Genomic DNA, 22,305 nt, shown 5'->3' on the forward strand with positions numbered 1-22,305 from the left:
CTGTAGGCGCTGCCGCAGGCTGCGATCTTTCGTTCTTTACTGTTGCGGGTCGATATTGTCCAAGGCCCGGTTCACTGCAAGTTCACCGAGCATGACGATCTGGGCAATGCCCAGCACGATGCTGCGGTTAGGGCCATTCAGCACGGCGGCAAATTCAGTCAGCATCACTTTGGCAGACGCCAATGATTCACAGGTATTGGCGAGGAGAGATTCGGTGTCGATGTCGGGGGCGACCATGAACATGGTGCTGGGGGGATTTGGACTTGGCTTGATCATGATGAATCTCCGTGTGAATAAAGAGACCACCTTCTGCCGCCAAGCAGATTGGGTGGCGGACTACACAAGATTGGCGGACCGGCTCACACGAAAAACCGGCATTCCCGAGGGAATCCTTGTGCAACCCGCCATGACAGATGTGTGAGGACAAGAAAGCATCGCCACTCATTCAGGGTTGCTCGTATGAACAGGGAATCCGAGCCGCCAAGCCCGTTCGCTGAGATATTTTCAGCGACGGGCAAACGATAGAGGCCACCCACCATGCACACAAGCCGGGCGATTCTGGCGTTGTTGTAGGCAAAGACGCAACCCGTCGTAGCCCAAACATGTAACCAGTGAAATCGGTGTAGGAACTGTCGAGCAGTGGCGGATGATTTTTCATCAGGACACTTTCTGCGCTTTGCAATGAAGTGCTCATTGACTGCTCAATAGCCTTCGCGAGCAGGCTCGCTCCCACAGTGGGTCTGAGCGATCTGAGGTGGGAGCGAGCTTGCTCGCGAAGGCGCCCTGACAGTCAGCAGAAAAATTGTCAGCCGCGCTCTGCTAGAATCCGCCCCATTCCCTGCCAGAGACTCTTTCCCATGAGCGAGCCGATTCGCCTCACCCAATACAGTCACGGTGCCGGTTGCGGCTGCAAGATTTCCCCGCAGGTGCTGGAGGTGATTCTGGCCGGCAGCGGCGCGCAGAACCTTGACCCGAAACTGTGGGTCGGCAACGCCTCGCGTGATGACGCGGCGGTCTATGAGATTGATGCCGAGCGCGGTGTTGTCTCGACCACGGACTTCTTCATGCCCATCGTCGATGATCCGTTCGACTTCGGCCGTATCGCCGCGACCAACGCGATCAGCGATATCTATGCGATGGGCGGTGATCCGTTGATGGCGATTGCGATCCTCGGCTGGCCGGTGAATGTGCTGGCGCCGGAAGTGGCGCGGGAAGTGATCCGCGGCGGCCGTGCGGTGTGCGATGCCGCAGGCATTCCATTGGCGGGCGGGCATTCGATTGATGCGCCAGAGCCGATTTTCGGTCTCGCGGTGACCGGTCTGGTGGAAAAACGCCACATGAAACGCAACGACACCGCCACTGCCGGTTGCCTGCTGTACCTGACCAAACCGCTGGGCATCGGCATCCTCACCACGGCCGAAAAGAAAGGCAAGTTGCGTCCTGCCGACGTCGGCGTCGCTCGCGACTGGATGTGCACTTTGAACAAACCCGGCAGCCGCTTCGGCAAACTCGCTGGCGTTACGGCGATGACCGACGTCACCGGTTTCGGCCTGCTCGGGCATCTGGTGGAAATGGCCGACGGCAGCCAGCTCACGGCGCGCATCGCCTACGACCGTGTGCCGCGTCTGGACAGCGTCGAGTATTACCTCGAACAGGGCTGTGTGCCCGGCGGTACGTTGCGCAACTTCGACAGTTATTCGAGCAAGGTTGGCCGCGTGCAGGAGCTGCACAAACGTGTGCTCTGCGACCCGCAAACCAGCGGCGGTCTGTTGATCGCGGTTACGCCTGAAGGCAATGACGAGTTCCTCGCCGTTGCCGCCGAACTGGGCTTGAACCTGGCGCCAATTGGCGAACTGGTCGAGCGACAGACGAACGCAGTCGAGGTGATTTGATGCTCCGCGACTGCACCGATTACCGCGATATTTTCCTCAACGATCGGCCGCTGATGGACGCCCGCGCGCCGGTCGAGTTTCACAAAGGCGCGTTCCCTGGCGTGATCAATCTGCCGCTGATGAATGACATCGAGCGGCAGAAAATCGGCACCTGCTACAAGCAGCACGGCCAGCAGGCCGCCATCGAGTTGGGCCATCAAATGGTGTCCGGTGCGGTGAAGGCCGAGCGCATTCAGGCCTGGGCGGATTTCGCCCGGGCCCATCCCGACGGTTACCTCTATTGCTTCCGCGGCGGGTTGCGTTCGCAGATCACCCAACAATGGCTGCGTGACGAAGCCGGCATTGACTATCCGCGCGTTGGCGGCGGTTACAAGGCGATGCGCAGCTTCCTTATCGACACCACTGAACAAGCCATCGCGCAGTGTGATTTCGTCTTGCTGGGCGGCATGACTGGCACCGGCAAGACTGAAGTGCTGGTGCAATTGCGTAATGGCCTGGATCTGGAAGGGCACGCCAATCACCGCGGCTCCAGTTTCGGTAAACGCGCCACCGCGCAGCCGTCGAACATCGATTTCGAAAATCGTCTGGCGATCGACATCCTCAAGAAGCGTGATGCCGGTATCGAGCAGTTTGTGCTGGAGGACGAGAGTCGGGTGGTCGGCAGTTGCGCCTTGCCGCTGGCGATGTATCAGGGCATGCAGCAGTACCCGATGGTCTGGCTGGAAGACAGTTTCGAGGATCGCGTGGAGCGGATTCTGCGTGATTACGTGGTCGATCTGTCTGCCGAGTTTGCATCGGTGCATGGCGAGGAAGGTTTTGCGCTGTTCGCAGAGCGGCTGCTGGAGAGCCTGAACAACGTACAGAAACGCCTGGGTGGCGAGCGCCATCGGCGGCTGTTCGATTTGATGGAAGCGGCGCTGTCAGAGCAGGCCCGCAGTGGTGCGGTGGATCTGCATCGCGGCTGGATCGAGGGGTTGCTGCGTGAGTATTACGATCCGATGTATGTGTTTCAGCGCGAGAAGAAGGGTGGGCGTATCGAGTTTGCCGGGGAGCGTGAGGCGGTTATCGAGTATCTGCGCGAGCGGGTGAATCAGAAAGTCTGATGGCGTGTTTGCCGGCCTCATCGCTGGCAAGCCAGCTCCCACAGTGTCGTGGGGGCACCGCAAATATGCGCATCACTCCAAACCTGCGGGAGTCCGGCTCGCCAGCGATGAGGCCATCACTGACATTAGAAGACTCAAGTCAGGCAAGTGTCCCAGCCATCATCCAGCCTTCCACAGCATTCGTTGTGCATTCAAAACCTGTGGGAGCTGGCTCGCCAGCGATGAGGCCATCACTGACAGTAGAAGACTCAAGTCAGGCAAGTGTCCCAGCCATCATCCAGCCTTCCACAGCCTTCGTTGTGCATTCAAAACCTGTGGGAGCTGGCTTGCCAGCGATGAGGCCATCACTGACAGTAAAAGACTCAAGTCAGACAAGTGTCCCAGCCATCATCCAGCCTTCCACAGCCTTCGTTGTGCATTCAAAACCTGTGGGAGCTGGCTTGCCAGCGATGAGGCCATCACTGACAGTAGAAGACTCAAGTCAGGCAAGTGTCCCAGCCATCATCCAGCCTTCCACAGCATTGCTTGTGCATTCAAAACCTGTGGGAGCTGGCTTGCCAGCGATGAGGCCCGAATAGACACCCGAAGACTTAAGTCGGGCAGGTGGCCTTGCCGTTATCCAGCCCTTGCTTGTAGCTGTGGCTCTGCAAACTGGCCTTGCCGTTGTGCCACGTCAGGGTCAGCACGTACAGCGAATCGAAGTCGCTGCCCGCCCAGTCCTCGGTGATGGACTGTTTTTCGCCGACGGCATTACCGGCCACCTTGTTGATCAGTTCCGGCAAATAGCCGTGGGACCACGCGGTGTAGATGGTGGAGTTGTGATACTTGTCCTCCAGCAGTTCGCGCGCCAGATCGCTGGTGTCATTGGCCGAAAATTCGATGTTCACTGGCAGGCCGAGCTTGATGGCGGCGGGGCTGATGGTCATCAGCGGGCGAATATAGCTGTAGGAATTGTCCAGCTCGCCTTCCTCGACGTTGCGCGTCGGATTGGCGGCGAACACGTAGTCGGCAGCGCCGAATTTCTCCGGCAGCAACGTCGACAGGTCAATGGCTCGGTTCAAGCCCTGGCAATTGAGCTGGCCGAGGCCACCTTCAGGCTTTTCGGCGTGGCGCAGGAACACCAGGGTCTGGGTGCCGTCCACCGGTTGTGCACGGCTTTCGCTGGATTCAAGCGACAGAAACAACGCGCTGACCGCCAACAGGGAGGGCAGGGCAACGTAGGCGCGATGTTTGAAGCGTTTGGCGAAACTCATCAAATTCGACATGAAATAAAAAGGTCTTCAGCGTGTTCGGTTAAGGCTGACAAACCTTTACACCGCAGGCTCCCAGCACCGGGTGTTTTCCATGTCATGAAGCGCTACCTCTGCAACAAGGGCATAGCTCAGAGTCCCCTGAGGCCCTTTGGTTCGATTCGCAAGCGTGCGCGGCACTCTAATGGCAAGCACTCACGGCATTGGCAGAGGCAGAGAATAATCACTGAATGTTACGGTTCCTGTAGGCGTTGCCGAAGGCTGCGATCTTTTGATCCTGGTGAAACGCTCAAGCTCAAAAGATCGCAGCCTGCGGCAGCTCCTACATTATGATCGGGCTTTAATTTGTGACTGGATGCTTCCCATGACCGATCTGTCCGCGTTCCCGATCACCCAGAAATGGCCGGCGCAGTACCCTGACTGGATTCAGCTCTATTCCTTGCCGACACCCAACGGCGTCAAAGTGTCGATCATGCTTGAAGAGATCGGTCTGCCTTACGAGCCGCACCGCGTGGGTTTCGATACCAATGATCAGTTGTCCCCGGAGTTCCTCTCGCTGAACCCGAACAACAAGATCCCGGCGATTCTTGATCCCCACGGCCCCGAAGATCAGCCGCTGCCGTTGTTCGAGTCTGGCGCGATCCTGATTTACCTCGCCGACAAGAGCGGCCAGTTGCTCGCGCAGGAGGGCACCTTGCGCTATGAAACCCTGCAGTGGCTGATGTTCCAGATGGGCGGTATCGGTCCGATGTTTGGCCAGCTCGGTTTCTTCAACAAATTCGCCGGCAAGGATTACGAGGACAAGCGCCCGCGTGATCGTTACGTCGAAGAGAGCAAACGTCTGCTCAAGGTGCTAGACGGTCGACTGGAAGGTCGCGACTGGATCATGGGCGAGCGTTACACCATTGCCGATATCGCGACGTTTCCGTGGGTGCGCAATTTGATCGGGTTTTATGAGGCCGGTGACTTGGTGGGCATCAGCAACTTCCCGAATGTCACCCGGGTGCTGGAGCGTTTTCTGGCACGGCCTGCGGTAATCCGTGGTTTAACGATCCCTTCCTGATTGACACACAACCTTGTGGGAGCTGGCTTGCCAGCGATAGCGGTGGAAATGGCAACATTCATGTCGACCCTGCCGCCGTCATCGCTGGCAAGCCAGCTCCCACAGAGTTTCAGGGTGTGCCTGAAAGATTATTACGCACACAGTAATGCTGTCTTGATTGATCCAGGTTTGTACGCCAACGCCTGCAAGGCATAAGCTTCGCCCCCTACGACTTTCGTCTCATCTTCCGTTTTCAGGAAAGCCCCATGTCCAGTCAGTTCCCCGAAGCACGTCCCCGCCGTCTGCGCCGCAATGCGAGCCTGCGCAGTCTGTTCCAGGAAACCGAGTTCAGCCTGAATGATCTGGTGCTGCCTATTTTCGTCGAGGAAGAGATCGATGAATTCGTGCCGATCAAGAGCATGCCCGGTGTGATGCGTATTCCCGAGCGCAAACTGGCCAGCGAAATCGAGCGCTATGCCCGCGCCGGCATCAAGTCGGTGATGACCTTCGGCGTGTCCCATCATCTGGACAGCAACGGCAGCGACACCTGGCGCGAAGAGGGCCTGGTCTCGCGCATGTCGCGCATCGCCAAGGACGCCGTGCCGGAAATGATCGTGATGTCCGACACCTGCTTCTGCGAATACACCGATCACGGCCACTGCGGCGTGATGCACAACCATGAAGTCGACAACGATCAGACGCTGATCAACCTCGGCAAGCAGGCCGTTGCCGCTGCCCGTGCCGGTGCTGATGTGATTGCGCCGTCGGCGGCGATGGACGGTCAGGTGCGGGCGATTCGCCAGGCACTGGACGCGGCCGGGTTCACCCAGATTCCGATCATGGCCTATTCGACCAAATTCGCCTCGGCGCTGTACGGCCCGTTCCGCGAGGCCGGCGGCAGCGCGTTGAAAGGCGACCGCAAAAGCTATCAGATGAACCCGATGAACCGCCGCGAGGCTCTGCGCGAATCGTTGCTCGACGAGCAGGAAGGCGCCGATGCGCTGATGGTCAAACCAGCCGGTGCGTACCTGGACATCATCCGCGACATCCGCGAGGCCTCGAACCTGCCGCTGGCGGCGTATCAGGTCAGCGGCGAGTACGCGATGATCAAGTTCGGCGCGCAGGCCGGAGCGATTGATGAGGATCGCGTGGTGCGCGAGAGCCTGGGCGCGATCAAGCGTGCGGGGGCGGATCTGATCTTCACGTACTTTGCGATGGATCTGGCGCTGGCTGGGATCTAAGCCACACGGCAAAAAAAGGTGGGAGCTGGCTTGCCAGCGATAGCGGTGGTTCAGTCGGGGCTGGTTTTGGCTGTGCTGACCTCCATCGCTGGCAAGCCAGCTCCCACAGGTTTCTGTGGTGTTCGTGCGTCTCAGGAACAAGCAAAAAATGGCCGGATTCCTTGGTCGCGGAAGTAGCGTTCGATCACCTTCGGATCGGCGCTGCTATCGGCAATCGCCACGTAGGTGTCCGGGCGCAACAGGTAAAAACCGTTGCGCGCCAATCCTGCCGTTTCAAACGCCGGTCGCCAGTCGAACACGTGCAGCGGCAAATGATGTTCAAGGCACCAGGCGAGCATTTCGTCGCTGGTGTCGCCATACACATGCACCTGCCAGCACGGCTGGCGCAGCGGTTCGTAATTATCTCCCTCGCCGTCATGCGCCCACGGCAAGCGATCACCACCGTGGACGTGGCCAGCCGTGCCTTGACTCAGCGGCATGCCACGATAGTTGAGGGTGACTTGTGAGACCGTGCGAAAAAGGAATTCGCGACTCGCCTCGAACGACGCCATCCTGGGAATCAGAAACGGTGCCAGCCGCGTGCGCAACAGATCGGCCATGCGCCCCTCGGCCGTGACGAAACTGAACACTTTGTCGGTGGTGGAGACCAGTCGCCGGGCGAAGGCGATGCGTTCAATTTCGTAACTGTCGAGCAGTTTCGCCTCGGCACCGCCACTGAGGACTGCAGCGAGTTTCCACGCCAGATTGATCGCATCGCCGATGCCGGTGTTCATGCCCTGACCGCCCGCCGGGCTGTGCACATGGGCCGCGTCGCCGAGCAGAAACGCCCGCCCGCCGCGAAAATGCTCGGCCACGCGGTGGTGCACGCGGTAGGTGGAAAACCAGTGGACGTCCTCGATGTGCACTTTCAGGTGTTCGATGACGCGGCTGCTGACATCAGAAAACTCCAGCGTTTCGGCACGCTCCGCACGTTCGTCACGCACGGTGCCGATCAATCGCGCGCGGCCTTTGCCGGCCAGTGGAAACACCGCGAGAAAGTCGGCTTCGTCCAGATCCAGATGCAACTCGCCGTTGAGCGCCGGGCCGCTGGCCTGGACATCCGCCACATAGAAAATCTGCTGATAAGTGCCACCGGGAAAACCGGCGTCGAGGTTTTTGCGCACCACCGACCGCGCCCCGTCTGCACCTGCCAGATAGCAGGCCTGGCAGATTTCCTGCTCGCCATCGGGCAGGCGCAAATGGGCGGTGACGCCGTCGCTGGTTTCCTCGAAATTTTCCAGCGTGGTTTCGCGCTCGACGCGCACGCCATAGTCTTCGAGACGCTCGATCAACAGCTGTTCATGTTGGTCCTGCGGGAATATTTCGACGAACGAGTAGGGCGTCAGGCCTTCGCCGATACGGTTTAGCGGCAACTGTGCGACCGGTTTGCCATTGACCCAAAAGTTTGCCGCCGCCACCTGATGACCGTTGCGCACGATGGTCTCGGCCAGGTCCAGTTGCCGATACAGCTCCAGCGTCCGCGCCTGCACCGCCAGCGCCCGGGAAGTGGTGCCGGGTGCGGCTGTCTTGTCGATGATGCGCACCTGCACGCCGAACTTGCTCAGCCACAGGGCCAGCACCAGCCCGGTGGGGCCGGCGCCGACGATCAGGACGTCGCTGCGGTTCATGGGTATGTGCTCCTTTTGCTGTGGAGCAAGTATGGATCAGAAGGAGAGGGTGGCCAGGCCCGGCCGTCTTTGCGAACAGGCTCGCTCCCACTTTGGAATGCAGTCCCCCGTGGGAGCGAGCCTGCTCGCGAAGTGGCCTTATCAAGCGCCACAAAACCCAAAAAGGCCCCGCAACCGTGAAGCTGCGAGGCCTTTCTCGTGCCGTGGCGTTACTTAGAAGTCGATAGTGCCCGACAACTTCGCCACGCGCGGCTCACCTTGCGTCAGATAACCACCCTGCGCCGATTCCCAGTACTTCTTGTTGGCCAGGTTCTCCACGCCCAGACGCACCGTCACGTCTTTCTCCGAGACCTTGAAGGCATAACGCGCACCCGCGTCAAAGCGGTTCTAGGTCGGCAGGCTGAGGTTGTTGGCCGCGTCGGCGTATTGCCCGCCGGTGCGCAGCATCCGCGCGTTCAGCGCTACGCCTTGCACGCCGGGCGAGGCCTTCGATGTGGTTGGCGTAGAACGACACGTGGTCCCACGGTTTGAACACGATGCCGTAGACCGGCGTGGTGATCGATTCGTCGTAGCTCGATAGGGGAAAGTGTTCAGATTGGGCTATTGAACGTATGGTGAACCCGCCTCAACGGACTGGATGAAGCAACATGCACACCCCTCGATTACTGATCACCCTCGCGGCAATGCTGGTGCTGGCCGGTTGCGCCAGCCAGCGCAATGGCGAGCCCGCCCCGCGTCCTGCGGCCGAAGTGAAGGCTGAGATCGTGCGCCTGATGCCGGCGAAAATCGCTGACCGCCAGGGCTGGGCGACTGATATTTACGTGGCATTCGCTGCACAGGACATCAGCCCGACCACGCAAAACCTGTGTTCGGTGCTGGCCGTTACCGAGCAGGAATCAACCTTTCAAGCCGATCCGACAGTGCCGGGCCTGGGCAAGATCGCCCGCGACGAAATCGACCGTCGTGCCGGCAAAGTCCACATCCCCGGCTTGCTGGTCAGCGGCGCCTTGCAGGTCCGCTCCTCCAATGGCAAAACCTACAGCGAACGCTTGCAGGCGGCGCGCAGTGAAAAGGAATTGAGTGCCATTTTTGACGAGTTCATCGGCATGGTGCCGATGGGCCGCACGCTGTTCGGCGGCTTCAACCCGGTGCACACCGGCGGGCCGATGCAGGTCAGCATCGAATTTGCCGAGCAGCACGCCAAGGACTATCCGTACCCCGTCGACGGCACGATCCGCCGCGAAGTGTTCAGCCGTCGCGGCGGCATGTATTTCGGCATCGCGCATTTGCTCGGCTACCCCGTGAGCTACCGCGAGCCGCTCTATCGCTTCGCCGACTTCAACGCCGGTTGGTACGCCAGCCGCAATGCGGCGTTTCAGAATGCGGTCAGCCGCGCATCGGGTATCCCGCTGGCACTGGATGGCGACCTGATCCGCTACGACTCGATCATGCCCGGCGGCACGGAGCTGGCGGTGCGTACCCTTGGCAAGTCATTGGGCATGCGCAATCCGACCATTCGCGATCAACTGGAGAAGGGCAAAACCCTGGAATTTGAAGAGACCAAGCTGTACCGAGAGGTTTTTGCACTGGCCGAAAAGGCCGAAGGCAAATCGCTGCCAAGGGCGGTGCTGCCGGGGATCGTCCTGCAGAGCCCGAAAATCACCCGCAAACTGACCACCGCGTGGTTCGCCAAACGTGTGGACGAGCGCTACAAACGCTGCATGGCCAAGGCCGGATAACTTTCCCGTACATAAAAAACCAGACATAAAAAACCCGGCTGCGGGAGCCGGGTTTCTCTGGGTTGTTGCGATTAACGCCATTCATTCAAGCGTTACGAAGTTCGTTCAGACGATCTGCACCACCTTCAGCGACACGGTTGCCATTCAGGCGATCCGAACCATCAGCGGCAATGGTGTTGCCTTTGACACGATCAGCACCGTCAGCGGCGATGGTGTTGCCTTTGACACGATCAGCACCGTCAGCGGCGATGGTGTTGCCTTTGACACGATCCGAACCGTCAGCGGCGATGGTGTTGCCTTTGACACGATCAGCACCGTCAGCAGCGATGGTGTTGCCTTTGACACGATCAGCACCGTCAGCGGCGATGGTGTTGCCTTTGACACGATCAGCACCGTCAGCAGCGATGGTGTTGCCTTTGACACGATCAGCACCGTCAGCAGCGATGGCGTTGCCTTTGACGCGATCGGCGCCGTCAGCGGCGATGGTGCTCTGGTGCACACGATCTGCGCCATCAGCAGCGATCATCGTGTGAGCCGGGGTAGCGGCAAAAGCGTTAACTGCGAAAACCGAGAAAGCGATGCTGAGAAGAGTTTGGCGTTTCATGATGGTGTGCTCCGGGGTGTTATTGGGTTGGTATGGAGCAGATGTTACGCCGGAGATTTTTTAAGAGAACTTCATTGCCGTGATGGTGAACATCGACGGCAATGATGATTGATTCAGAGGACTTTGACTGCCCGGCCAATCGCCTGAATCGGCCCGGTCGGCTTGCCGATTGGCGAACCGTTCGCCCCTTCAAGCGTCAACTCGAACAGCTGATTCGCTTCCAGCGGCGGCAACTTGTCCAGAGGCACCGAGAGCGCCTGCCCCGGTTTGACCAACCCCAGCGATACCGGGCCTTGCCAGCCGTCAGCCTTGGTCCAGAACTCCAGCGCCTTGTCCGCGGGCACTTCCATCACACCCAAGGGAATCAGCTGGATTTCCCGCGAATTGCTCGCCTGGATCACCCAGCCCGGAGCCTTGTCCTGCGGCGCGACCAGCACCACCAGATAACTCGGTTTCGGTGTGGCCTGGGTCAGCAGCATCGCGCCCAACACCAATGTGGCGGCCAGGCCGGCAGCGCTCAAACCGCGCCACAGCGGCAGCAGGTTCCACCATGAGGTTGAGGGTGTTGGCTGCGTGAGTCGATCAATGCTGCGATTGATCCGCGGCCACAGCAGCGCTGACGGTTGTTGCGGCGAGGCGAAATCCGTCAGTTCCAGCAAGCGCCGTTCCCAGGCATCCACCGCCGCACGCAGATCAGGCTCATGTGGCAGACGTTTCTGCACCTCGATTCGCTGTTCGGCAGAGAGCGTGCCGAGCACGTATTCTCCCGCCAGTTCATCGCGTTCCTGCGCCGATTCAGTGGTCATCCCATGCACTCCCGCAAGGCGTTGAGGCTGCGTTTGATCCAGGCCTTGACCGTGCCGAGCGGCGTGCCGAGGCGCGTGGAAATTTGCGCGTGGGTATAGCCGTCGACGTAGGCGTGGAGGATGCAGCGCCGACGTTGTGGGTCGAGTTGTTCCAGGCAGCGATGGATGCGCGCCGAATGATCCTGCGCGTTGAAGGTCTCGTCGAGCACTTCGTGGTCTTCGTCGAATGGCGTTTCCCGACGGTGATCACGCAGTTGATTCAACGCCAGATGCCGCGTCACGCTGTACATCCAGCCACGCGCTGAACCCCGTGAAGCGTCAAACCCCGCAGCACCGTTCCAGATCTTGATAAATGCGTCATGGACAATGTCCTCCGCCAGCGCCGTGTCGCGCACCAGCCGTTTGGCCACACCGAGCAGGCGCGGGCCTTCCTGCACGTACAAATCGCGCAGGGCAGAACGCTCGCCGCGGGCACAGGCAGCGAGACGGGCTTCATAATCGAATTCGGTTTCAGGCAAGGTCATGTGGTGCAATCTAGCTGACATTTAACTTCTGCACACAGAACCTTGTGGGAGCGGGCTTGCCCGCGATGGCGTCGTGTCAGCCAATTTCTACTTCACTGATCCACCGCTATCGCGGGCACGCCCGCTTCCACAGGTTTTGTGTCAGGCCTGTAATGTCAGTTCGCTGCCCAGAAAATGTAATCCGCCTGATACTTCACCACTTCCTGCTTGCCCTTGTTATCCGTCGTGCAGGCACTGCCTGGCGCCACGCCACCCTTGAGCGCGACGCGCTGGATGTAGCTGACGCCCGTCATTGCGCCTTTGCCTTCGGCAGGGTTGGCCTTGACCAGTTGATAGGGCAGGTTGCCCGGAGTCGACGGCGCCACGGCCAATTGCGTACCGGTGACTTTCGAACCGTCCTTGGCCTGCCAGGTGGCTGGCGGACCGAAATAGGTGCCGACCTGCTTGCCGCTGCGATCATTGAGCACCGCTTTCGGGCCGACGAAGGTCCACTCGGTCTGTCCGGCAGCGTTGGGCTTGTCGCGGCATTCGTAAGTGATCTCGCCCACCCCGGTGGTTTCCAACGCGATCTTGTGGCCTTCCGGAACTTTGATGGCGTCCGGATAGTTGCTTTGGGCGAAGGTCGTCGAGGTGACGGCGAGCAAACCGGTGAAGCAGATCAGCTGTGTGGTGTTCATCAGTGTCTTTCTCCGAAAAAGGTAAACCGCTGACAGCCGAGGAGGGCTGTTACAGGGACTACCCGTGACGGAGCGGTTTGGATGCAGTGACTGAAAAATATTTTTTAATCACCGCCAGCGCTTTCTTGCGAGGTTTGATTTGCAGGTACGAGTGCATGGGAAAATCGGGCCAAATCGGATACAACAGCTATAAATAGTGCTACATCAGAGGCCTGTCGGGGATTGAGGAGGGGATATGTATCAGCTCTACGGACATCGCAACTCAGGCGCAGCCTCCATCGAAGCGGCGCTGGAGTTGTGTCAGATCGCTTTTCGCTTCATTGATATCGAAGCCAGTACCGAAGCCGCCGAGGATCTGGCGAAGCTCAATCCCCTGAAGCAGATCCCGACCCTGCAATTGCCCGATGGCAGCGTGCTCACCGAGAGCGCGGCGATTCTGATTCATCTGGGGCTGACATTTCCCAAATCGGGTTTGCTGCCGGCCAAGGCGGACGAACGCGATCAGGCCATTCGCGGTCTGGTCTACATTGTCAGCAACTGCTACGCGGCCATCGGCGTCGTCGACTACCCCGAGCGCTGGCTGGTGATGCCCGACGAAGCGTCGCAACAGAACCTGATCGCCGGCGCTCGCCAGCGATTGCACTGGAGCTGGGAAGTGTTTGCCGACCAGTTTTCCGCCGAGCTGTACCTGGACGACGAAACACCGGGTGCGCTGGATGTGCTGGCGGCAGTGGTGACGCGCTGGGCGGGCAGCCGCGAGCATTTGCGTCAGACCCGGCCGGGATTTTATGCGTGGTTGCAGCGCATTGATCGACATCCGGTGCTGGCGCCGGTGTTTGCGCGGCATTGGCCCGTGTGAACACACGGTAAATCCAGTAGTAGGAGTGAGCAGGCTCACTCCTACAGGGGATCGTGGTGTTTCGGGAGATCACTCCCCGCGAATGTACTGCTCCAGTTGTTTGATCAGCTCGGCTTGTTCGGCAATCGCTTCCTTGACCAGGTCACCAATCGACAGCAAGCCAATCAACTTGCCGTTCTCCACCACTGGCAAGTGGCGCAGGCGCTTGTCCGACATGATGCTCAGGCAGGTGTCGACGGTCTGGTGAGTATCAACGGTAATGACGTTCGCCACCATGATGTCGCGAACCGGCGTGCCCACCGATGAGCGGCCATGCAGCACCAGTTTGCGCGCGTAATCGCGCTCGCTGATGATGCCGACCACGTTGTCGTCTTCCACCACCAGCAGGGCACCGACGTTTTTCTCGGCCATCTTCATCAGCGCTTCAAGCACCATGTGATCTGGCTTGATCTGGTGCACTTCCTGGTTTTTCTGATCTTTGAGCTTGAGCAGTTGGGCGACGGTCTTCATGGCGGTTACTCAGGTGTTGTCGTTGTTATCCAAGCATCGTAGACGCTGGCGCGCAGGGCAAGGTGGCAAAGCGGCAGATAGCACGCAAAAAACGTCATTTGGCCGTTTTTTTCCAAACGTGGCCGCTTCATTGCGTGTGCACGTCTTGATACAGAAGGGCGCGATGGCGTTTCTGCGTCTTGGATAGACTCGGGCATCTGAATTTCATGGATGAAAATTTCGATGCCTGGCTTGAATTTGAGCAACAAAAATATCGTGCCATCGCTGCCGGATTCTCTGGCTGGCAATGCCACGTTCAGCTTCATTGCCGGGAATGTTCCAGACTGGCTATTGAACAGCACCGCACTGCACCATCGTCGCAGACCTGTCCGCCACGCTGTTGTCCCTGTTGAGCGAGCAGGACATCAAAGTGTTGCTGGAAGAAGAGTTTGGTCGTGGCGTCATCGCTGCGAACGTGCGTGCTGCGAGGCTGCGAGGCTGCGCGCCTTGATCGTCTGGCGCGGGCACCGGATGTCAGTGCGATGGCAGACCTGCAAATCCTCGATCTGCATGACACCGGGATTACCGAATGGCCGTCAGGCCTGTTCACGGCACCGCGTTCAAGGGCGTTTGATCTGGATCTGCAAGGCAATCCAATCGAACAGGTTCCTCAGGTAGTACCCGGTTCGGAGCAGGCGCGATTGATAGCGCGCACCCGTTTGAGTCGTGACCGTCTGTCCGATCAGGGCCGCGAACAATTTCATGCCTGTATGCGCTCAGTGGGCTACGACCCCGCCCGCAGTTATCCGCCGAAGGGCGAGCAGACCAGTGCGCATTGGCTGGAGGGTGTCACGGGCGAGCCGCGTCAGCGCAAGCAAACAGTGTGGGATGAGTTAGAGCACGAGCCTGATTCCCAGGGTTTTTTTGAAGTGCTGGAGAAAGTCGCGGAGTCAGCAGACTACATCGCTGAGGAGGCGCGTCCGGCGCTGACCGAGCGGGTGTGGCGAATGCTGGATGCCGCGACACAGAACACGCAACTGCGTGAAGAGTTGTTCCGCATGGCCAGTAATCCTGACTCTTGCGCGGACGCCGGGGCACAGATTTTCAATGAGATGGGGATCAAGGTTCTGATCCATGAAGCCTGGCTGGCCGGCAGCCCCGAGCAGGTCGAGTCCAGTCTGGTGCAATTGGCGAAGGGCAAGTCTCGCCTGGACATGGTTAACGACGTTGCCCGCGCCAACATCCAGACCCGCCTGGAGGCTGGTGAAGCTTTTATTGCACTTGATGAGGACGGTGAATTCACGGGCAGCATTGATGAAGTGGAAGTCTATCTGGCATTTCAGACCGGTCTGGCTGATCGGCTCGAGTTGCCGTGGCAGTCACGGGGAATGTTGTTTCGCAGCATCGCTGAAGTCAGTGAGACGCAGATCGACGAGGCTTATCAAACGGTGTTGTCGCTTGAGGCGGGGGACGGATTGATCAACCGAATGATCGAACAGCGGTTCTGGCGTAAATATCTGAAAGGGAGGTATACGCAGGCGTTTAAGCAGAATGCGCAGGTGTACGACGCGAAGGCGGAGGCGTTGCTTGATCGGTATTCGGCAGGCACCGTTTCGCAGCAAGTTTATGAGCGCGAACTTGTCGGATTAAACGAGGAACGTAAGGCTTTGCTGAAAGCATTGACGCGAGGCCTATTATCAAAGCAGTCGATAGCTGCATAAAAAAACGGCCTGTTTTCCGAAACAGGCCTTTTTTTAGTTCCTGAAACTTATAGCCACCCGGAGAGAGTCCTCTGTTGATTTGTCCAAAGTTCGTGGTCCTGATTTGTGGCTCCCGATAGTACGTTGAAGGGAACAATAGCGTCACCGTAAGTCGCGACCAACTGGCCGGTGCAGTTGTAGCACGCTTCAAATGCCTGTGCGTGCTTAGTTTGCTGCATTTTCTGGGTCACTATCGAGATCTCTGCCGGGTTGGTCGAGCCCGTAAGATGTTGTTGGATATAAAGAGCTGCGTTGGCTGCCTGCACTTCCGCATGAGCTCCTGGAAGCCCGCGACTCATGGGTATTCGGTTATTGCTGGCTTCTATATGACGCTTCATGCGATCAAGTGTTACCTCATGGAGGGAAGGTACCTCATATTCCATTCCTTTGAGGCTTTGAGGCTCTGACGATTCCCCGTTGTAGATTTTTACAGCCAGATTCTTATCCTCCAGCCGATTGATATAGAGCTTTTCCATGTAGCTTTTAAATTCGTTCAAGTCGTCAACCTGGAAAACCCCAAGTGAAGCGAGTTCGCTTGAGTCCAGATTGTTGTCAATCTGTCTTGTGATATGGAAGCCATGTTTCTTTTTTGTGAAATTCGCCCTTTCCAGCGAAATATTAAAAAAGTCAGTGACGATAATGTCTTGGTCTGAACTTGTGCCAGGTATCAGAGCTCCAGCATGGGCTACGGCTTGAGTATTCCTGTATTTTTTGGTGAACCGCCTATCAGGATTATTAATTAATCGCTGCTTTTGCTTGGCTGGTCTGATATCAATATCTTCGTCTCCTGCATTTATCATACTCATGGTTCGACTACTGACTCTTTCGTTCAACTTATCATTCAACCCGAACTCATCAACAAAACTCACCGGGTTATTCCCCACCATCGCATACAGATTCCACCCATCCACCGCCCCCGCCGGATCGGCGCTTATCCAGCGCTGCAACCACGGTGCGTAATAGCGTCGCCCGTAATAATAAAGTCCGCTGTCATCCAGTTCCTTAGCCGAATAACGAACCGTTTTGTAGCTGACTTCCAGCTCCGAATTGGCGGTCAGTGAGGCCGTCCCCCCGAACGGGTAATAGTGTTCATGACTGATCAGGCGTGCGTTCTGGTCGAGTTCGATCAGGCTGGAGCTCTGGCTGTCTTCAAGGCAATAACGCAGTTGATCGTTGACGATTTCGCCTGGGCGGCCACTGAGCCAATGCAGGCAGCGGACGTTGCCGATCACGCTCGGCAACGTGATGACGTGCAACTCTTCACCCGTTTCGCGAGTGCGGATTTCGATGCCCGGCAGGTAACGTACCTGATGAAAGTGCGTCCTGGTTGAGCCCTGAGTCTCTTGGTGTTTGAAGACTCGGGCGCCACCGCTGTAGCGATAGGTTTCCTTGTCGGGCAGCGCGGATTCGCGTTCGATCAACGTGACCGATGCCAGTTCATCCAGGACATTCCATTGCAAACCCTGGCCGGGTTGCAAGGCTTGCAGGTTGCCATGAGCGTCGAACTGCGTCGAGAAGTCGGGCGGTGAGTCACCTTCTTTCCAGCGCACGCCACGATTGCTGTTCGGGTCAATGAACATGCGCTGGGTGTAGCCACCGATTGCTCGTGCGTGAACCAGTTTGACCAGGTTATCACCGGTGTCGTATTCGTAGGTCTGGGTGTAATTGAGGCGGTTTTTGGGATCGCTCGGTAATGGACGGCCAGGCATGCCGGTCGGGGGGAGGGCGTCATGTCCGGTAGCGCGGATCAGGCGATAGAGCGAGTCATAGCTAAAGTCGCGCTGGCCGTCGATCAGCTGGTTGGCAAAGAACACTGGGTCAACAGTGCGATCCAGAAGACTGATGACATTGCCGACCTTGTCGTATTTGTATTCGAGATTTTGCCGCAAGGCCTCGCCGGGCAGACCTGCCTTGATGCCATTCAAGCGACCGTTGGCGCCATCGTATTCCCAATTGCACACCACACCGTTGCCCAGGGTTTGTTCGATTTTCTCGCCTTCGGCGTTGTATCGGGCGTGTTTGAGGATGTCTTTTACAGCATCGTCGCCGCTGATCTTGAGGGTCACCTGCTGGAGTTGTCCGCCGACGTCATAGCGTGAGCATTGCTGATGGCCACTTGCATCCGTCTGGCTCAGTGCTGCGCCGTTGGCCCCGTAGCGCCAACGCGTGGTGTAGACACCGGCATCACGCAGCGTGCGGGTTTCCTCCAGAGGCAGGGCATTGAGGCTGAACGAGCTGTAATCCAGAGAGCCTGAGGCATCGACTTTGTGTAGCAATTGGCCGCGCAGGTTTTTCTCGGCATCTGCATCAGCGGCGCCATAGCGCATGCTCTCCATTTCAGGCCCGTCGTTCACTTTGATGCCCTGCAAGCGCAAACGATTGTCGTAGCGGTTGCTCCACCGATTCCCTCGGGCATCCCAACGCCGGACAACTTCCCCAGCCAAACCATGCAAACTCAGGCTCCAGCCAGAATCGACGCTGTTGAGCTGCAGCGATTGGCCTGCCATGTCATGAATGGTCGTCAAATTGGCTTTTGGCGCTGTTGCGAACAGTCGTGGATCCCAATGCTCTATTGCTCTGCCTGCGGCGTCGTGACGTTGCCGGGTGATCAACGACTGTGCGGCCGCCCCTGGCACGTTTCGCAAATAGGCGATCTGACGAACAGGAAGACCCCGGCCGTCGTTCACGCTGACTGACGGGGTTCGGCGATGAACGGAGAGATCCATTTCTCATTTCCTTCGACGCAAGGCATCGCATGGAGGCACAGGTCAATCTAGCAACTCTGGCACAGTGTGTAACCTGTCAACTCTGACAGGTGTCGCACCGTTGCCAGCCATGCTTTGCGCGCCACCCAGTGGTCGAATGCCGCGTAGAATGCCCCTCTGTTTCAATTCCTGAGGTTGCAGTGGTGGATTTACAGCAGGGCTTCGTCCTGACCCGGCATTGGCGCGATACCCCCGCCGGCACCGAAGTCGAGTTCTGGCTGGCGACCGACGCCGGGCCGCGCCGTGTGCGTTTGCCCCATCAGCCGTCGGTGGCGTTTATACCTGCCGAGCAGCGTGAAGCGGCCGAACGCCTGCTGCACGACGAAAAAAACGTCGAACTGCGACCTTTGGCCCTGCTGGATTTCGAACATCGTCCGGTGCTGGGCCTGTATTGCCAGCAACACGGCCAGTTGATGCGCCTGGAAACCGCGCTCACCCGCGCCGGCGTCGATGTCTTCGAGGCCGATGTCCGCCCGCCCGAGCGTTACCTGATGGAGCGTTTCATCACCGCCCCGGTGTTGTTCAGTGGCACACCCGATGCCAACGGCATATTGCTCAACGCCCAATTGAAGCCCGACCCCAACTACCGGCCGAAGCTGCGGCTGGTCTCGCTGGACATTGAAACCACCGAAAACGGCGAGTTGTACTCCATTGCGCTGGAAGGCTGCGGCGAGCGTCAGGTCTATATGCTCGGCACGGCGAATGGCGATGACAGCATCGTCGACTTCGACCTTGAATATTGCGATTCACGCACGGTCATCCTTAAGAAGCTCAACGACTGGTTCGCGCTGCACGACCCTGACGCAATCATCGGCTGGAACGTTGTGCAATTCGATTTACGCATTCTTCACGAACACGCGCGACGCCTCGGCGTACCGCTGAAAATCGGTCGTGGCGGTGAGGAGATGCAGTGGCGTGAGCACGGCAGCCGCAATCATTACTTCGCCTCGGCGGCGGGGCGGTTGATCATCGATGGCATCGAATCCCTGCGTTCGGCGACGTGGAGCTTTCCCTCGTTCAGCCTGGAAAACGTCGCCCAGACCCTGCTCGGTGAAGGCAAGGCCATCGACAATCCGTACCAGCGCATGGACGAGATCAACCGCATGTTCGCCGAGGACAAACCGGCGCTGGCCAAGTACAACCTCAAGGACTGTGAACTGGTCACGCGGATCTTCGCCAAGACTGAACTGCTGACATTTTTGCTTGAGCGCGCCAGCGTTACCGGCCTGCCGGCGGATCGCAGCGGTGGCTCGGTGGCGGCGTTCACGCACCTGTATATGCCGCTGATGCACCGCCAAGGGTTTGTCGCGCCGAACCTCGGGACCAATCCGCCGCAGGCCAGCCCCGGCGGGTTTGTCATGGACTCGCAACCGGGCCTTTACGAATCGGTGCTGGTGCTCGACTACAAGAGTCTTTATCCGTCGATCATCCGCACTTTCCTGATTGATCCGGTAGGGCTGATCGAAGGCTTGCAGCACCCGGACGACGTTGATTCAGTCGCGGGTTTTCGGGGCGCACGGTTTTCGCGCACCCGGCATTGCCTGCCGTCGATTGTGTCGCGGGTGGCAGAGGGTCGCGAGACCGCCAAACGCGAACACAACGCGCCGCTGTCGCAAGCCTTGAAAATCATCATGAATGCCTTCTACGGCGTGCTCGGCTCCAGTGGTTGCCGCTTCTTCGATACGCGACTGGCTTCATCGATCACGCTGCGCGGACACGAAATCATGCTGCGCACGCGCAAGCTGATCGAAGAGCAGGGGCATGCGGTGATCTACGGCGACACCGATTCGACCTTCGTCTGGCTGCGTCGCGCCCATGGTCAGGAGGAGGCGGCGACGATCGGCCATACGCTGGTCAAGCACGTCAACGACTGGTGGCGCGAGCATGTGCGCGAAGAGTACGGGCTGGAAAGTGCGCTCGAATTGCAGTTTGAAATTCACTACAAACGCTTCCTGATGCCGACCATTCGCGGCGCAGAGGAGGGCAGCAAGAAGCGTTATGCCGGTCTGGTAACGCGCGCTGATGGCACAGATGAGATGGTCTATAAAGGCCTGGAAACCGTGCGCACCGATTGGTCGCTCCTGGCCCGGCAGTTCCAGCAGGAGCTGTATGAGCGAATCTTCCAGCGCAAGCCGTATCAGGATTACGTGCGCGAATACGTGCGCAAAACCCTCGCCGGGGAATTCGATGATCGGCTGGTCTACCGCAAGCGTCTGCGTCGCACCCTCGATGATTACGAGCGCAACGTACCGCCCCATGTGCGCGCCGCGCGGCTGGCCGACGAATACAACTCGCAGCACGGCCGTCCACGGCAGTACCAGAATGGCGGCTGGATCAGCTACGTCATCACCCTGGCCGGTCCGGAACCGCTGGAAGTGCGACGTTCAACCATCGATTACGACCACTACATCACCCGGCAGCTGCAACCGGTGGCGGACGCGATCCTGCCCTTCGTCGACGATGATTTCTCAACCCTGATCGGGGGGCAGCTGGGCCTCTTTTGAGTCCAGCAGTTGCAGCGTCCATTCGTCGGGGATGCCGTGGAAGTAGCGCTCGAGGGCCTGATTGAACAGGCTTTCGCCAGCGGTAAACTGGCTGAACAGTGTCATCGAGGAGTGAAATTTCAAGTCATCGGGATGCCCGAAAATCTCTGCAATCGAACGCTGCTCGGTATTCAGCACGAGCTGCGTGCAGGTGCGCAGTCGGGCGCCGAGCAATGGGTGATCGAGGTAGGCCTGGGTTTCTGCGGCTGACCCGATGGCGAAGCGTCGGGACATTTCACTGCCGCCAAGCCCTGCGAACTGCGGGAAGACAAACCACATCCAGTGGCTGCGTTTGCGACCCGCTTCGAGTTCGCGCTGCACCCGGTCAAATACCGGGTCCTGCGCCTGGACGAATCGTTGCAGGTCAAATGGGTCGTGATGATCAGTGCTTCTCATACGGAACCTCGGCCAGTCGTCAGCTCAGACCATGGCCAGCCGCTGCTTGCGTTGTGGCGCTTGAAACACCTGGTCGAGCGCCGCCAGATCCCCGGCCTCCAGTTGTAGCTGCGCGGCTTGTGCATTGAGTTGCACGTGTTCCGGCCGCACAGCCTTGGGAATCGCAATGACGCCATCCTGACGCAGAATCCACGCCAGCGACACCTGCGCCGGGGTGACGCCGTGACGAGCGGCAATCTGTTTCAGCACCGGGTTGGCCAGCATCGCGCCGCCCTGACCGATCGGACAGTAAGCCATCAGCGGCAGGCGCTGTTGCTGGCACCACGGCAACAGATCGAATTCGACGCCACGCTCTTCAAGGTTGTAGAGCACCTGATTGGTCGCGCAGGCAGGAGACGCCAGTTCTTCAAGGTCATCGACGTCGAAATTCGACACACCCCAGCGACCAATCTTGCCCTCTTCGCGCAGGCGTTCGAAAGCCTCGACGGTTTCATCCAGCGGATACTGGCCGCGCCAATGCAGCAGATAGAGGTCGATGTAATCGGTATCCAGCCGACGCAGACTGCGTTCGCAAGCTTGCCGGATGCCTTTGCGGCTGGCGTTGTGCGGGTAGACCTTGCTGACCAGAAACACCTGATCACGCAAACCGGCGATAGCTTCGCCGACAACACTTTCGGCGCCGCCCTCGGCGTACATTTCGGCGCTGTCGATCAGGGTCATGCCCAGTTCGATGCCGCTGCGCAAGGCGGCAACTTCGCGCTTGTGGGTCGAACGATCTTCACCCATACGCCAGGTGCCCTGGCCAATCACCGGAACCTGCACGCCAGCCAATTCGAGGGTACGCATTCAAACCTCCTACCTGAAAGGGTCGATACCTTAGTGGGCAGCAGGATAGCGCAGGGGTTCCATGCGCTTCATAAAGCAACAGATCGCAGCCTGCGGCAGCTC

20 protein-coding genes and 1 pseudogene are annotated in these 22,305 nt (G+C 58.7%); 8 read left to right on the top strand and 13 right to left on the bottom strand.

Annotated features, from left to right (window positions below; translation table 11 throughout):
* Positions 1 to 36 precede the first annotated feature (36 nt).
* Positions 37 to 276 (bottom strand): DUF6124 family protein, encoded by a 240-nt coding sequence (locus AB4P92_RS26015; protein ID WP_042560075.1) that lies wholly within the window; start codon positions 274 to 276, stop codon positions 37 to 39.
* Between the two features lie 581 nt (positions 277 to 857).
* Here AB4P92_RS26015 and selD point away from each other — a divergent pair.
* Together selD and mnmH are read left to right on the top strand one after the other, a co-directional pair.
* Entirely contained in the window at positions 858 to 1,892 is a 1,035-nt protein-coding gene (gene selD / locus AB4P92_RS26020; RefSeq protein ID WP_042560074.1) for a selenide, water dikinase SelD, read from the top strand.
* The gene (gene mnmH / locus AB4P92_RS26025) at positions 1,892 to 2,995 is read left to right on the top strand and encodes a tRNA 2-selenouridine(34) synthase MnmH (protein WP_042560073.1); all 1,104 of its coding nucleotides are present in this window, start codon (positions 1,892 to 1,894) and stop codon (positions 2,993 to 2,995) included. Before selD ends, mnmH begins: the two co-directional genes overlap by 1 nt.
* Before the next feature lie 590 nt (positions 2,996 to 3,585).
* Here mnmH and AB4P92_RS26030 read toward each other — a convergent pair.
* Complete coding sequence (locus AB4P92_RS26030) at positions 3,586 to 4,260, bottom strand: hypothetical protein (RefSeq protein WP_042560072.1); 675 nt, start codon at positions 4,258 to 4,260, stop codon at positions 3,586 to 3,588.
* A gap of 349 nt (positions 4,261 to 4,609) precedes the next feature.
* Here AB4P92_RS26030 and AB4P92_RS26035 point away from each other — a divergent pair, with 349 nt between their 5' ends.
* Together AB4P92_RS26035 and hemB are read left to right on the top strand one after the other, a co-directional pair.
* Positions 4,610 to 5,308 (top strand): glutathione S-transferase family protein, encoded by a 699-nt coding sequence (locus AB4P92_RS26035; RefSeq protein WP_042560071.1) that lies wholly within the window; start codon positions 4,610 to 4,612, stop codon positions 5,306 to 5,308.
* Positions 5,309 to 5,553: 245 nt separating this feature from the next.
* Entirely contained in the window at positions 5,554 to 6,528 is a 975-nt protein-coding gene (hemB, locus tag AB4P92_RS26040) for a porphobilinogen synthase (protein WP_261736093.1), read from the top strand.
* A 131-nt stretch (positions 6,529 to 6,659) separates the two neighbouring features.
* Here the strand turns inward: hemB and AB4P92_RS26045 are convergent, their stop codons facing one another.
* Together AB4P92_RS26045 and AB4P92_RS26050 are read right to left on the bottom strand one after the other, a co-directional pair.
* Positions 6,660 to 8,195: an FAD-dependent monooxygenase gene (locus AB4P92_RS26045; protein WP_395598381.1), complete on the bottom strand. Its 1,536-nt coding sequence runs from the start codon at positions 8,193 to 8,195 to the stop codon at positions 6,660 to 6,662.
* Positions 8,196 to 8,408: 213 nt separating this feature from the next.
* Positions 8,409 to 8,738: pseudogene (locus AB4P92_RS26050) on the bottom strand (TonB-dependent siderophore receptor); the annotation flags it as partial.
* A gap of 104 nt (positions 8,739 to 8,842) precedes the next feature.
* Here AB4P92_RS26050 and AB4P92_RS26055 point away from each other — a divergent pair.
* Positions 8,843 to 9,934 (top strand): DUF1615 domain-containing protein, encoded by a 1,092-nt coding sequence (locus AB4P92_RS26055; protein WP_200611931.1) that lies wholly within the window; start codon positions 8,843 to 8,845, stop codon positions 9,932 to 9,934.
* An 85-nt stretch (positions 9,935 to 10,019) separates the two neighbouring features.
* Here AB4P92_RS26055 and AB4P92_RS26060 read toward each other — a convergent pair whose 3' ends face one another.
* From AB4P92_RS26060 to AB4P92_RS26075, 4 genes are all read right to left on the bottom strand, one after another.
* Positions 10,020 to 10,538: a hypothetical protein gene (locus AB4P92_RS26060; RefSeq protein WP_395598382.1), complete on the bottom strand. Its 519-nt coding sequence runs from the start codon at positions 10,536 to 10,538 to the stop codon at positions 10,020 to 10,022.
* Between the two features lie 113 nt (positions 10,539 to 10,651).
* Positions 10,652 to 11,344 carry an anti-sigma factor domain-containing protein gene (locus tag AB4P92_RS26065; RefSeq protein ID WP_115147268.1) on the bottom strand — a complete coding sequence of 231 codons (693 nt, stop codon included), beginning with the start codon at positions 11,342 to 11,344 and terminating at the stop codon, positions 10,652 to 10,654.
* A complete protein-coding gene (locus AB4P92_RS26070) occupies positions 11,341 to 11,868 on the bottom strand; it encodes a sigma-70 family RNA polymerase sigma factor (protein WP_042560064.1) in 528 nt (175 codons plus the stop codon). The genes AB4P92_RS26065 and AB4P92_RS26070 overlap by 4 nt, the downstream gene beginning before the upstream one ends.
* Positions 11,869 to 12,023: 155 nt before the next feature.
* Positions 12,024 to 12,545: a DUF3455 domain-containing protein gene (locus AB4P92_RS26075; RefSeq protein ID WP_115147269.1), complete on the bottom strand. Its 522-nt coding sequence runs from the start codon at positions 12,543 to 12,545 to the stop codon at positions 12,024 to 12,026.
* Between the two features lie 235 nt (positions 12,546 to 12,780).
* On the opposite strand from AB4P92_RS26075, the gene AB4P92_RS26080 reads away from it, so the two are divergent.
* Complete coding sequence (locus AB4P92_RS26080) at positions 12,781 to 13,404, top strand: glutathione S-transferase family protein (protein WP_042560062.1); 624 nt, start codon at positions 12,781 to 12,783, stop codon at positions 13,402 to 13,404.
* A gap of 69 nt (positions 13,405 to 13,473) precedes the next feature.
* Here AB4P92_RS26080 and AB4P92_RS26085 read toward each other — a convergent pair whose 3' ends face one another.
* Both AB4P92_RS26085 and AB4P92_RS26090 read right to left on the bottom strand, forming a co-directional pair.
* A complete protein-coding gene (locus AB4P92_RS26085; protein ID WP_042560061.1) occupies positions 13,474 to 13,914 on the bottom strand; it encodes a CBS domain-containing protein in 441 nt (146 codons plus the stop codon).
* Positions 13,915 to 13,919: 5 nt separating this feature from the next.
* Complete coding sequence (locus AB4P92_RS26090) at positions 13,920 to 14,219, bottom strand: hypothetical protein (protein WP_200611922.1); 300 nt, start codon at positions 14,217 to 14,219, stop codon at positions 13,920 to 13,922.
* A 129-nt stretch (positions 14,220 to 14,348) separates the two neighbouring features.
* Here AB4P92_RS26090 and AB4P92_RS26095 point away from each other — a divergent pair, with 129 nt between their 5' ends.
* On the top strand, positions 14,349 to 15,614 hold the full coding sequence (locus AB4P92_RS26095; RefSeq protein ID WP_395598383.1) for an NEL-type E3 ubiquitin ligase domain-containing protein: 1,266 nt from the start codon (positions 14,349 to 14,351) through the stop codon (positions 15,612 to 15,614).
* Positions 15,615 to 15,661: 47 nt separating this feature from the next.
* On the opposite strand, the gene AB4P92_RS26100 is transcribed toward AB4P92_RS26095, so the two are convergent.
* A complete protein-coding gene (locus AB4P92_RS26100) occupies positions 15,662 to 18,379 on the bottom strand; it encodes an RHS repeat-associated core domain-containing protein (protein WP_395598384.1) in 2,718 nt (905 codons plus the stop codon).
* A gap of 182 nt (positions 18,380 to 18,561) precedes the next feature.
* Between AB4P92_RS26100 and AB4P92_RS26105 the strand changes: the two genes are divergently transcribed.
* On the top strand, positions 18,562 to 20,922 hold the full coding sequence (locus AB4P92_RS26105; protein ID WP_395598385.1) for a DNA polymerase II: 2,361 nt from the start codon (positions 18,562 to 18,564) through the stop codon (positions 20,920 to 20,922).
* Here AB4P92_RS26105 and AB4P92_RS26110 read toward each other — a convergent pair.
* Together AB4P92_RS26110 and AB4P92_RS26115 are read right to left on the bottom strand one after the other, a co-directional pair.
* Entirely contained in the window at positions 20,887 to 21,357 is a 471-nt protein-coding gene (locus AB4P92_RS26110; RefSeq protein WP_395598386.1) for a DUF1810 domain-containing protein, read from the bottom strand. The two genes, AB4P92_RS26105 and AB4P92_RS26110, sit on opposite strands and share 36 nt — an antisense overlap.
* 24 nt (positions 21,358 to 21,381) lie before the next feature.
* Positions 21,382 to 22,203, bottom strand: coding sequence for an aldo/keto reductase (locus tag AB4P92_RS26115; protein ID WP_395598387.1), 822 nt, complete (start codon positions 22,201 to 22,203; stop codon positions 21,382 to 21,384).
* Between the last annotated feature and the right edge of the window lie 102 nt (positions 22,204 to 22,305).

This window comes from Pseudomonas sp. A0308, from assembly GCF_044218815.1.
GTDB classification, from domain to species: Bacteria; Pseudomonadota; Gammaproteobacteria; order Pseudomonadales; family Pseudomonadaceae; genus Aquipseudomonas; species Aquipseudomonas iridis.

Bases quoted from the DNA above. Each gene is read 5' to 3' on its own strand.
- AB4P92_RS26015 (WP_042560075.1), bottom strand. From the start codon at position 276: ATGATCAAGCCAAGTCCAAATCCCCCCAGCACCATGTTCATGGTCGCC.
- selD (WP_042560074.1), top strand. From the start codon at position 858: ATGAGCGAGCCGATTCGCCTCACCCAATACAGTCACGGTGCCGGTTGC.
- mnmH (WP_042560073.1), top strand. From the start codon at position 1,892: ATGCTCCGCGACTGCACCGATTACCGCGATATTTTCCTCAACGATCGG.
- AB4P92_RS26030 (WP_042560072.1), bottom strand. From the start codon at position 4,260: ATGTCGAATTTGATGAGTTTCGCCAAACGCTTCAAACATCGCGCCTAC.
- AB4P92_RS26035 (WP_042560071.1), top strand. From the start codon at position 4,610: ATGACCGATCTGTCCGCGTTCCCGATCACCCAGAAATGGCCGGCGCAG.
- hemB (WP_261736093.1), top strand. From the start codon at position 5,554: ATGTCCAGTCAGTTCCCCGAAGCACGTCCCCGCCGTCTGCGCCGCAAT.
- AB4P92_RS26045 (WP_395598381.1), bottom strand. From the start codon at position 8,195: ATGAACCGCAGCGACGTCCTGATCGTCGGCGCCGGCCCCACCGGGCTG.
- AB4P92_RS26055 (WP_200611931.1), top strand. From the start codon at position 8,843: ATGCACACCCCTCGATTACTGATCACCCTCGCGGCAATGCTGGTGCTG.
- AB4P92_RS26060 (WP_395598382.1), bottom strand. From the start codon at position 10,538: ATGAAACGCCAAACTCTTCTCAGCATCGCTTTCTCGGTTTTCGCAGTT.
- AB4P92_RS26065 (WP_115147268.1), bottom strand. From the start codon at position 11,344: ATGACCACTGAATCGGCGCAGGAACGCGATGAACTGGCGGGAGAATAC.
- AB4P92_RS26070 (WP_042560064.1), bottom strand. From the start codon at position 11,868: ATGACCTTGCCTGAAACCGAATTCGATTATGAAGCCCGTCTCGCTGCC.
- AB4P92_RS26075 (WP_115147269.1), bottom strand. From the start codon at position 12,545: ATGAACACCACACAGCTGATCTGCTTCACCGGTTTGCTCGCCGTCACC.
- AB4P92_RS26080 (WP_042560062.1), top strand. From the start codon at position 12,781: ATGTATCAGCTCTACGGACATCGCAACTCAGGCGCAGCCTCCATCGAA.
- AB4P92_RS26085 (WP_042560061.1), bottom strand. From the start codon at position 13,914: ATGAAGACCGTCGCCCAACTGCTCAAGCTCAAAGATCAGAAAAACCAG.
- AB4P92_RS26090 (WP_200611922.1), bottom strand. From the start codon at position 14,219: ATGAAGCTGAACGTGGCATTGCCAGCCAGAGAATCCGGCAGCGATGGC.
- AB4P92_RS26100 (WP_395598384.1), bottom strand. From the start codon at position 18,379: ATGGATCTCTCCGTTCATCGCCGAACCCCGTCAGTCAGCGTGAACGAC.
- AB4P92_RS26110 (WP_395598386.1), bottom strand. From the start codon at position 21,357: ATGAGAAGCACTGATCATCACGACCCATTTGACCTGCAACGATTCGTC.
- AB4P92_RS26115 (WP_395598387.1), bottom strand. From the start codon at position 22,203: ATGCGTACCCTCGAATTGGCTGGCGTGCAGGTTCCGGTGATTGGCCAG.